The organism is Nocardia sp. No.11 (assembly GCF_038752175.1).
In the GTDB taxonomy this organism is placed as follows: domain Bacteria; phylum Actinomycetota; class Actinomycetes; order Mycobacteriales; family Mycobacteriaceae; genus Nocardia; species Nocardia canadensis.
Window position 1 is genome coordinate 1 of sequence record NZ_JBCGFB010000164.1, and the last position, 10868, is coordinate 10868.

Here is a 10868-nt window from a genome sequence, read left to right on the forward strand (position 1 = left end):
AGCACTCGACCCAGATGAGTGCAAGCAGCAGAACCAAGTAATCTGATACAGAACCACAGAATCGAGGTGAGGACGCCGTTTGATCTCCCCACCCTCCCCCGGCGACCCGGCACTGCGCTGGCACGGCGATCCCCCGCCACCATGCGGTAGGCGCCAATGGCACCTGGCCGACGAGTTCAGCAACTGGATGATCGCAGCGGCCCCGGTCGCGGCGACCGCCTGACACCGACAACCCCGCAGACCGATACCCGGTCCATCTGTCCTGGGAATTCCGTTCTGCTCGAACACCCCCTGGAGGCTCTCGGCCCGGCTGCCGCGTCCGGCTGACTCGACCCAGGGTTCAGTCGGCCGTCCACGGCCGCAGCTTCTCCGGATTCCGGATCACCCAGATACGGGTGATCCGGCCGTCGGCGATATCGAAGGCGTAGACCGACACGACAGTGCCGTCGAGCTCGGCGACCAGCCCGGGCTGTCCGTTCACCGTGCGTTCGGTGAGGGTCGGCGCGAGGCCGCGGGCAGCGATCTGCATCCACGCGGCGGCGATCTGCTCGCCGCCGACGATCGGGTCGAGGAACGACAACGCGAGGCCGCCACCGTCGGCCGTGGCGACGGCCCGCGGATCCAGCAGCCCGACCAGCGCCTCGATATCCATCGCTTCCCAGGCCCGCTTGAAGTCCCGGACCACCTCGGCGCGTTGGGCATCCGGCGCACCCCGCGCGGAGTCGATGCGGCGGCGAGCACTGGAAGCGAGCTGACGGCAGGCCGCGGGGGTGCGCCCGACCACATCGGCGACCTCGGCGAAGGTGTAGCGGAACACGTCATGCAAAACGAACGCCACCCGCTCGGCCGGCGTCATGGAATCGAGCACGACGAGAAAGGCCATGCTGATCGATTCATCGAGGGTGATCTGGTCCGCGGGATCGGCGGGCCCAAGCCTACCGAACCAGTCGGAGTGACCCGGCACCGGCTCCGGAATCCATTCGCCCACATACTGTTCCCGCCGAACGCGCGCGGAACCGAGCAGATCCAGGCAGATCCGGCTGGCGACCGTCGTCAGCCACGCGCCCGGCGAGGCCACCTGCCGCCGCCGGCTGTCCGACAGCGCGTACCAACGCGCATAGGTCTCCTGCAGGACGTCCTCGGCTTCGGCGAGCGAGCCGAGCAGCCGGTAGGCGAGATTGATCAGCTGCCTGCGCTCGGCGATCACGGTGTTCAGATGCGGGTCGGTCATGTCGGCTCCTGCGGTCTCCTGGTCTGCATCTTCCGACGAAATACCGCTCGGATGTGTGAGGTGACCTGACATTCCGGACGGCTGTGTCGTCGGAAGGTCGAGAAGCCCAGCAAACCAGGAGTTCGAACATGATCAGAATCGGCATCCTCCTCGGCAGTACCCGCCCCTCCCGCACAGGCCCACAAGTCGCGCAGTGGGTCCTGGACACCGCATCGCGACGCGACGACGCCGAATTCGAGCTGATCGATCTGCGTGATCACCCGCTACCGCATCTCGACGAGGCCACCCCGCCGATGTTCGGCCCGTCGGTGCACGCCCATACCCGTGCCTGGGCTGAGCGGATCGCGCCGTTCGACGGTTTCGTGATGGTGACCCCCGAGTACAACGGCGGCGTCCCCGGCGTGCTGAAGAACGCCATCGACCATCTGTGCGCCGAATGGACCGACAAGGCAGTGGGATTCGTCTCCTACGGGGTGAGCGGCGGCGCTCGTGCGGTCGCGCAGCTGCGGGTGGTGTGCAGCACGCTGAGCATGGCCGATGTGAGCCGCCCGGTGGAGATCTCGCTGCTCACCGATTTCGAGAACCACACCACTTTCACCCCGCGTGACCACCATGTCGCCGCCCTGGGCAAGACGCTCGATCAGCTGGTGGCATGGAGCACCGCGCTCGCGCCACTACGGGCGGGCACCGACCCCACCCTCGTCACCTCGAGAGGATCCCGATCATGACGGTACCCAGCTCGCCTTCGCACGCCGACCGCACCCACAGGGACGACGCCCCGCTCCGCCGCCAGATCGCGAAGGTGATCGACGGTCTGCGCGCCGGAGACCTCGAGGCCGTCCGACAGGCCTACACCGCCGATGTCGTCTCCTTCGATGTCGAGCCGCCACTCCAGCATGTCGGGATCACCGCGAAACTCGACAACTGGGCCCGGGTGTTCCAGGTCTTCGAGACGGTGACCTACGAAATCCGGGACCTGACATTCACCATGGGCGAGGACGTGGCGTTCGGGCACGCGTTCGCTCGCCTGCGCGGCACGCTCAGGACCGGGGCGGAAACGGACGGCATGTGGGTCCGTGTCACCTACGGGATGCGCAAGATCGACGACACCTGGTTGATCTCGCACGATCAGGTATCGGTGCCGCTCGATATCTCGACCGGTCATGGCATGGTCGACCTCGAGCCCTGAGCACACGCCTACGTCGCCATCCGCCGGGGATCGCGCCGGATGCGATCCCCGCTGGTGCTGATCGCCTGGATTGCCCCACCGGGCACCAGGACTGCGACGATGACTGTGGCGGCCTTCCGCCGTGTCGACGATCGCCTTCCCGGTGGATCCACCGGTTCGCCGAGGTCCACAGGAGCCGGCGTCGATTTCGTGCCACCGCCGGTGAGGCCCTGAATACACTCCGTCGGCGCTGCGGATTACGTATCGGGTCCATGGGGGCTTATCGCTGGCGCGGTCGTACGCGCCCGCTTGCCCGGAGCGGCGCGGCTGAATTGTCGAGTCGCTGCGAGCGAATCGAAGTTTCCCGGCCACGTCGACAGCCGCTTCGGGTCGGCGATGACCTGGCCTCGTCGAATCTCACCGACCAGGTCACGACCTGTGATCGCCGCAGCAGCGTACGCGCCGCTGAGCATCGAGCCGACAGTTCCCGGGCCCCATACCGTGCTGGTTCCGGCCAAAAATAGGCCACGGACGGGGGTTTCGGTCCCCGGACGCAGTGGTCCAGCCTGGTCGAGGCGAAGCGCAAGCCCAAAGGGTGCTCCTGCCGTATTTCCGACGAACCGAGTCTGGGTCGCAGGGCTTCCCAACTCGGCGAGCCGAACCCGCGACGACGCCCCCGGATAGGCTTGCTCCATCCGTTCGAGCATTCCGTCGAGCACGATCTTCTTGATCTCGTTGTAGCGGCGAGTATTGCGGTACTCGCCCGATTCGACGTCATAGCCGTCGAATCCCCACAGCCTCGGATCGGCCGGGGTGATCGTCTGCACCTCGATCGTGGCGTGCCCCTCGGGCGCGGCGGCATGGTCCGGGTCACGGCGTGACGAGGACTGCAGGTACATCGGCTGCTGCGCCGCCATCGCGTGTGCCCAAGCACGTCCGTCGCAGAATCCCTTGCCGTCGATAACACTCCGCGAAAAGCGGGTCAACGAAAGCAACGACGTGGCCACACCCCAGTCGGGGATCGCGAAATAATTGCTGTTGAGCTGGCTGTGGACGTCGAATTCGACACCGAAGAATCCATTGATCAACGGATGCGACATCGACCAGTGTTTGACACGTTCGCGATGAAGCCTGGGTAGGTGTTCGAGACCGACCAGCTCCTTGTAGGTTTTGATGATGTCGGCGTCGGAGACCACCGCAGCCGCGGCAATCTCCTCCCCACTCATCAGCCGCACCCCAGTAACCCGCCCGTTGTCCACCAAGATCTTCTCGACCGCGGCGTTGGTACGGATAGTGCCACCATGCGAGGTGATCACCTCAGCGAACCCAGCTGCCAGGACCTGTCCTCCACCGCGCGGGTAGTAGGCGCCTCCGCCGACATAGTCCTGGTAGAAGCCCGCCATTGCCGCCGTCGGCATGCTCAGTGAACTCGAGGCGAGCGCTCCGCATTGCACCGACAGCGCGAGTACGGCACGTGGCGAGAATCCGCACGAGGCCAGGGTGGCGGCATAGGGCATTGCGAGGAACGGCGCCGCCCAACCCGCCGCGGCAACCCACCGCGCCAGCGTCGCCGCCGGGCGATGCGGGCCACGACGATCCAGGCTGTCGGCGAGTCGGTGCATGATCGAGTGAAACCGGCGAACAGCCCTCTGCTCGTCGGGGAACGCTACAAGGAGCTCGGCGAGGAATGATTCCCAGCCGACCGGCACGTTGAGAGCAAAGTCCGGAGCGATAATGCGGTCGAATGCCGACTCTTCCAGCGGAAGCCATTGAATACGGTCGTCGAGTGCGAGTCCGTGGATCATCGCCGAAACGATGCCTCCTGGCCCGCAATCGCCGACATAGTGGACTCCGCAATCGAATTCCCAGCTGCCGCGACGTCGGAAGACGTGCGATGAGCCGCCGAGTACCGAGTATCGCTCGAGCAGAATCACTCGTTTACCTGCCGCTGAGAGATGGGCAGCCGCCGACAGTCCGCCAAGGCCCGCGCCGACGACTACAGCGTCGAACCCCTTTGGAGCGGCGCCGTTGTGCTGCGACATGGCAGTTCCTTTCCGGCATCCGCCCGTACGGCGTCAACCCAATCCGGTATTGATTCCGACATGTTTCTCGTTGGGGGCATACCACCCGGTCACGGTCCACGACTTCTTCGAACCACGCTGAAACCATCGCCAGTCGTGGCGCGGCATGATGCCCGTCCCGCGGATTATGGGACAGCGGAGTGTCGCCGATGGCGTCGCTAGCTGTCACCTGCGCCGGAGACGGTCTAGCCGGGCAGTACGTGGGTGCGGAAATCGGCGTCTTTGCCCGCGAGACCTCGTTCGACGAAAACTGCCATGAACCTGATTCCCGCGGATGCGGCGCGCCTCCGCACAAGCGGTATTCGGTAGATCTGATGAACGAAGCGCAATCCTGCCGCCATAGCGGCCACGATCGGCGTCAGCAGCTTGTGGCGCCGAAGCCCCAACTCCTCGGGGACCCGCAGGCCTCCGTACCGTGTAGAGGCGGGCAGCTTCAGCAGGTTCCAGCCGATGGCTTCATGAGCCTTCAACGGCAGCGCGCGAAACCCCGTTGTCTCGGACAGACCTCGGTAGTTCGCCGCAACAAGCGCCTTGCTCTGCGCGTCTGGCCGGTACAACAGCCCGAGGATGCGAGCGTCTATGTCGCGTTGTACATCGAGGGAACTTTGAATGCACTCCACCGGGGCACCTTGGAGCCGTGCAACCCACTGCCACATCCGCATCCAGGACTCGATTTCGCGCCGGCTCGTCGGTCCGGCAACCCACTGCGCGATCGCTGCGCGGTACCAACCGAACAGAAATACACCTGCACCGAGCGAGAGGGAACTGACCGGCACTCCGTCGAGCGTCCACTTGCCGCTTCTTTGCAGCCCAATCCGAACCATGGTGTGCATGAGTCGTACCCGAACCCACGTCTCCCACTGCTGACCGCCGGGTTTCATGCCCTCGACATCGAACGTCGAGATGAAGCCCCGGGCGGTTTCGAAAAGGCGCCGACTGTAGTCACCACCGTCGCGTAGTCGCCCGGTCGCGGCGAAAACCGCGGCCGTGTGGCTATCGAGGTAACTCCACGGCAGCGCGCCATGGAAGCCCAGGGCGAATCCGATCGGGTTGCGAGCAGCCCAGTCGACGCCATCCTGCAGTTCGTCGAAGTCCAGCCAGGACGGCACATACTCGACTTCAGCCAGGAAGTCGACCGCGCTTCGAATTCCCTGATCACGCAACGTACGAGCGTTGGCGATCAGATCTCCCTTCATCATGTTCCGCGCTCGCATATCCGCGATCAGCGCCTCGCCCAGAGGATCTCCCACGTGATCCCATGCTTCATAGTCGATTTCCTCGGCTGAAGCGATCACCTCCCGCGCCGGTATCAACGCCGCAGCAACAGCATCGGCGACTCGAGCGTCGAAGGATGTATGTCCCGTCGGCGGCTCGAACGACGATGACGAACGAACAAACTGGGGCGCCATTGCTTGCAACCTCCTGGGAATGACCATCTCCGGGCTCCCGGCGCCGTGCGCCGCCATAGAACCCTTCAGTGCTGTATGTGACACTGTCACATACAGCACTTGACACTGTCAAGTGGGCCGGTGGCCTCGACATCCGGATCCCCACGTCGCGGTAGCGGCGGCGCTCGGCGAGGGCATCCGTCAGCCCTGTTCAGAACCGGAGGCCGACAGGCTGTAGACACGTACCCATGAGCGACGCCACAGCTGACGTGCCCTCTGTGCAATCACTACACGACCGACTCCTCGTCGCCGCTGTCGCCGAGATCGACGATGTCGGCATCGACCGGGCCAGTTTGCGGTCGATCGCGCGTCGGGCAGAGGTGTCACATCAAGCACCAGGGCACCTGTTCAAGAACAAGACCGGCCTGCTCACGACGCTGGCGGTTCGAGTCATTCGATTGCTCGGCTCCCAGATGAGCGAAGCACGGTCGGCCGCGCACGCAGCGGGAACCAACGGCAAGGACCTCGTCGTGGCCATCGGCGCCGCCTACATACAGTTCGCGGTCAGCCGCCCGGCACTGTTCGCGTTGATCAGCCGCTCGGAAATGCTCGACCATACGATGATCGAACTTCGCGAGTCGCTCGATACCACGTGGCAGGTGCTCACCAGCGCCGTTCGCGACGCGCAAGCAGAGGGGTGGCGAAGCGATCAGCCCGTCGAAGATGTCGCGCTCATGTGTTGGTCAATCGTCCATGGTCTGGCCGCGATCCAGATCGGCCGGCTTCAGCCGACCGAACTACGTGATCATGACGCCGTCGAGTTGATCCACTCCGTGGCCGGCCTCCTCTAGCGAGCTGTCGAGCAGGAGAGAAGTCCTTGCCCTGTCGACCGGCCCACCTTGCGACACCAGGTCGATGGTCGACTGATGCTGCGACGTGGGCGGAACGCGCGCCCGGTACGCGTCTCAATCACGCGGCGGCACGGCGAAGGTCGAACTCGTGAGCGTCGTTCCGTCCCAGCGCTTACCGGTCAACGTCACCGCGACGTGGTTGCCGTCGTCGGTGATATCGAGCACTCCGTATTGCCCGCCGCCAGGGAAGACGCCGTGGCTGTACGGCCCACCCTTCACGCTTCCGGGACGGTCCAGAGCCGCCGCCTGCAGGATGGGAAATCCGCCGCCGCCCTGTGCCGAGTAGTCGGAGTTGGTGCCGTCGTCGATGGCCACCATGTGCGCGTCACCACCGACCATCACGAGGTTCCGCATGCCGGCCGTGGCAATCGCGTCGGCGATGTATCGACGTTCCTCCGGATGCCCAGGCCAGCCGTCGCCCCCCGGATTCGCGGCACCGATCCACGGCAAGGAATTCCCCCAGACGACAAGAGCATGTGTGCGACTCGAACGCACCAGCTCATCGACGAGCCAGGCCCGCTGTGCGGCACCCAGCACCGAATCGGACGTGGCACCCGATCGGTCGTCGGTCATGACGAACCGGACCCGCCCGATCGTGAAGGCCTGATTGATCGTCCCCTCCGGCGCGACGAAGGGGTAGTGGGGAACAACCGTGCCGAACGCAGTACGCGACGCTTCTCTGCCCGGCGAGTCCGCCCCGGCGTCATTGGGGCCGTAGTCGTGGTCGTCCCACACGTAGGCGACCGGACTGCCGCGATAGAACGCGGATTGGCCGGGGCTGGTCAGGACCCGGTCGTACGCGGCGAAGAACGGCCCGGGAACAGTGCTTTCGATATTCCCGTAGTGCAGATCGCCCAGAGCCAGGTGGAGCAGCCCGCGCTCGCGGGCCAACGCGTCGAAGACGGCGCCATCCGACCCGACCCTGGCACAGGAGCCCGCGGTGACGCGGAACGACAACGGCCCCACCGCCGGTGTGCGGAGGTGCCCGACGCCGCGGGTACCGTCCGGCTTCCCATCGACGACGACGGTATAGCTGTAGTCGGTGCCGGGGCGGAGCCCGTCGACCTCCATTCGCGCGATCCGATGCTCGCCCGCCGCGACAGCAGGGGACTCCACCACCGCTCCGTCCGCCGCGGTGAGCCGCGCGCTCGCGCGGCTGTGACCGTCGGCCAGCCGGGCATTGACCGTCACCCCGTCGCTGCGCAAGCCGCCCGACCACGACCACTCGACGCGATCCACGTCGAGTACGGGTGCTGAACTCGCCGGATGCGTAGGGCCGAAATAGATGGCGTACACCCGATTGGCGCCGACCCAGGTGCCGACGAGCAACAGCAACGTGACCACCGCCAGGATCACCAGCTCGAGCGCGGTACGCCGATGCTGCCAGCTCAGCCACAACAACACTGCGGGCACCATCGCGCCACCCGTGAGTAGCATCGCGTAGACCGGCTCGTACTCGATGGCGGCGAAGATCCCGAGGCAGCTGGCCGCGAGCGCGATCAGTACCGCGCCCACCGCCTCCCAGCGCCAGGAGATCAACGCACCGAGCGAAACCAGGGCGGCGAGAGTCAACTGCACCGGCGTTTCGATACGCGAACCGAAGACGAAGCCTTCGCCGTTCGACGGCACTCCGACGGTCATGGTCAACACGGCCAGGGTCAGCGCGGCAGCGGCCGCCGACAGGTGGGCGAGCACGCGGACCAGGCGAGCTCCGGAGATCGTCAACGGGATCACCCCGCGCGGGGAATGGTGCTGCTGCGGATGTGGCGACCACAGACAGCTCCGGCAGGCGACGTGCGCACGGGGCTGCTCGATCACCCACCGGGCTCCGAGGACCAGCGCCAGGCCGATACCGGCACCGCCGAGTACGTCGGTGGGCCAATGCAGTCCCTCGGCGACCCGATCGATCGCGGCGGCAGCGGCCGCCAGTCCCATCACCGTGGTGAGCAGGGAGATCACGCGGCGGCGATGCAGCAACGACGCGACTGCCAGCGGCACCAGACCGGCGATCAGGACAGCCTGGATGACATGGCCACTCGGGTAGGAATCCCACGCACCGGCCAACGCCCCGTCACCCGGGCGCGGGCGCTCGATCGCCGCCCGCAACGCGACACTGGCCAGCAATCCGAACCCCGTCGCGACCGCGTAGCCGACGGCGAGCGCCCGGCACCGTAGCGAGGCCAGCCCGACCAGAACCACCAGTACCAGCACGGTTCTCGTGTCGAATGCCGCAGCCGTGAACCGGGACCACAGGGGCGCGGACAATCCGTCGAACCACGCCGCGGCCGTGCGGTCGAAGCCGTCGACCACATACGGCGACGCGGCGACGACCAGCGACAGCAGAGCGGAGGCCGCGGTGGCCGCCATGAACCCGGCGCCGAGCTGCCACGGTGGGCGAGCGAGCCACTCGGCGCCGTCCACCGGCCGGGTGGTCAGCGGGGTGTTGGTCAGCACTCGCGTCAAACGAGAAGGTGGTGCCGGGTAGCGAACGAACACGACCACGGCGACTGCCGCATAGCAGGCGGCTGCCACCGCCACCGCGAGCGACAGGCTCAGCAACCAGGCGATATCGGCCACCCAGCCCGGCTGCTGGAAGAAGTTGGCGACCGATCCGATCGTCACGTACAGAGCCCCACCCGCGAGCGTCAAGGCGATCAGCAGATAGACCGGCCGCGGCCGCAGGCCACGAGCTGCGGCGGTATCGGGCTCGCCGGTGGCGGTCGCACTACGCGCGACCGCGTGCCCGGCGATGCTCGCTCGTTTGGCGCGCGAGGCGTCATCGCTGCTGCGCAGGAGCTCGCGCAATTCGCTGGCCAGCCAGAACAACAGTCCGACGCTCATGATGGCGGGGACGAAGATGTGCAACCGATCGACACCGAGCAACGCGGCGCGGGCGCGGTCACGGGGTGAGTAGGTCATGGCGTGGTTCCTTCGTCGAGGATCGTCACGGTCCCTGTGGTGCCGTCGACTTCCACGCGGCGTCCATCGAGCGCGCGTGCGGCGCCGGGGAGGTTGAACACGGCGGGCACGCCGAATTCGCGTGCCAGGATCGCGGCGTGTGACAGTGGACCGCCTTGCTCGATCACCATCGCGCCGCAGCGCATCAGCAGCGGTGCCCAAGAGGGGTCGGTGGTCGTCGCCAGGAGAATCTCGTCGTTGCCCAGCGGCTGATCCGGTCGGGTCAGCCGACGCGCGACACCGCGAAATCGACCGTTACCCGCGGCCCAACCCTGCAGCTGCGGTCCGGTCGTGGCCGTGGTGGGCGCGATTGTGCCGGGGTCGCCTCGGAAGTTCTGTGGCAGCGGCTCGAGCTGCTCTTGACGAAGCACCCGGCGCCGACGGCGATCGAGCACCGCGGGCACGGGCAGCCGCCTCGTGCGCGCGGCCGCCCGAAACTCACCGACGGTCAGCAATTCGATATCCGCCGCGCGGGTGAGGACACCGTCCCGCACCAGCCGTCGACCGAGTTCCAGATGCACCCGGCGGATCTCCCCGCCCAGCAACAGGATCGCGCTCTTGACTCGTTCGCGGCGCTCGAACTGTCCGCGCGCCTCATCGATGAGCCGTTCCACCTGGCGCAGGCGCAGCCAGCGGCCGATGTCGGACTTGGGGCGTCGCGGGCCCCTGTCGATCATCTCCATGACCGCCTCGATCGCGCTCGGCGCAGTTGCGCGCGGTGACCGGGTCGGCGGTTCCTGCCCGGACTCGGCCCAGGTCGGGCCGCAGGGGATCGCCATCGATGCTCGCGGACTGGGCACGATGACCGACCCGGGAACGGTCGACGTAGCCGCCAGTCGCGCCGCGTCCGCCGCCGAACCGAACCGCGCGAGCAGCAACCGAAGCCCTTCGTGAATGGCGCCCGCGTCCGCCGCGACCGTGATCTCGGCAGCCATGGCCCGGGTGGACAGATCGATCAGCGCAAGGTGGTAGCGCATCAGCTCGCTGTCGTCCAGCACCTCCGATCGGGGTGCGGTGCGGTCGATTTCCTGTGCGGCGTGGATCGCGACGTCGGCGTCGAATACGGCGCGGCGCCGGGCTCGCGCCGCGCGAGCTCGGTGCCGCAGCGCGGCGACGCGGGCGGCGAGCCCG

At 66.7% G+C, this 10868-nt stretch carries 8 protein-coding genes; 3 read left to right on the top strand and 5 right to left on the bottom strand.

Annotated features, from left to right (window positions below):
• Window positions 1-340: 340 nt before the first annotated feature.
• Window positions 341-1231, bottom strand: a complete 891-nt coding sequence (gene sigJ / locus V8688_RS29195) for an RNA polymerase sigma factor SigJ (RefSeq protein ID WP_342802137.1) — start codon at window positions 1229-1231, stop codon at window positions 341-343.
• Window positions 1232-1359: 128 nt separating this feature from the next.
• Between sigJ and V8688_RS29200 the strand changes: the two genes are divergently transcribed.
• Window positions 1360-1959 carry an NAD(P)H-dependent oxidoreductase gene (locus V8688_RS29200; protein WP_218719067.1) on the top strand — a complete coding sequence of 200 codons (600 nt, stop codon included), beginning with the start codon at window positions 1360-1362 and terminating at the stop codon, window positions 1957-1959.
• Window positions 1956-2420, top strand: coding sequence for a nuclear transport factor 2 family protein (locus tag V8688_RS29205; protein WP_342802138.1), 465 nt, complete (start codon window positions 1956-1958; stop codon window positions 2418-2420). The genes V8688_RS29200 and V8688_RS29205 overlap by 4 nt, the downstream gene beginning before the upstream one ends.
• A gap of 236 nt (window positions 2421-2656) precedes the next feature.
• Here V8688_RS29205 and V8688_RS29210 read toward each other — a convergent pair whose 3' ends face one another.
• Both V8688_RS29210 and V8688_RS29215 read right to left on the bottom strand, forming a co-directional pair.
• Entirely contained in the window at window positions 2657-4441 is a 1785-nt protein-coding gene (locus V8688_RS29210) for an NAD(P)/FAD-dependent oxidoreductase (protein WP_342802139.1), read from the bottom strand.
• Window positions 4442-4665: 224 nt separating this feature from the next.
• The gene (locus tag V8688_RS29215; protein ID WP_316574473.1) at window positions 4666-5889 is read right to left on the bottom strand and encodes an oxygenase MpaB family protein; all 1224 of its coding nucleotides are present in this window, start codon (window positions 5887-5889) and stop codon (window positions 4666-4668) included.
• Window positions 5890-6116: 227 nt separating this feature from the next.
• Between V8688_RS29215 and V8688_RS29220 the strand changes: the two genes are divergently transcribed.
• Complete coding sequence (locus tag V8688_RS29220) at window positions 6117-6719, top strand: TetR/AcrR family transcriptional regulator (RefSeq protein ID WP_218719063.1); 603 nt, start codon at window positions 6117-6119, stop codon at window positions 6717-6719.
• Between the two features lie 114 nt (window positions 6720-6833).
• Here V8688_RS29220 and V8688_RS29225 read toward each other — a convergent pair whose 3' ends face one another.
• Window positions 6834-9698 (bottom strand): phosphatase PAP2 family protein, encoded by a 2865-nt coding sequence (locus V8688_RS29225; RefSeq protein ID WP_342802140.1) that lies wholly within the window; start codon window positions 9696-9698, stop codon window positions 6834-6836.
• Window positions 9695-10868, bottom strand: a 1174-nt coding sequence (locus V8688_RS29230; protein WP_342802141.1) for a PEP-utilizing enzyme, incomplete at its 5' end; no start/stop codon positions are given. The genes V8688_RS29225 and V8688_RS29230, both read right to left, overlap by 4 nt.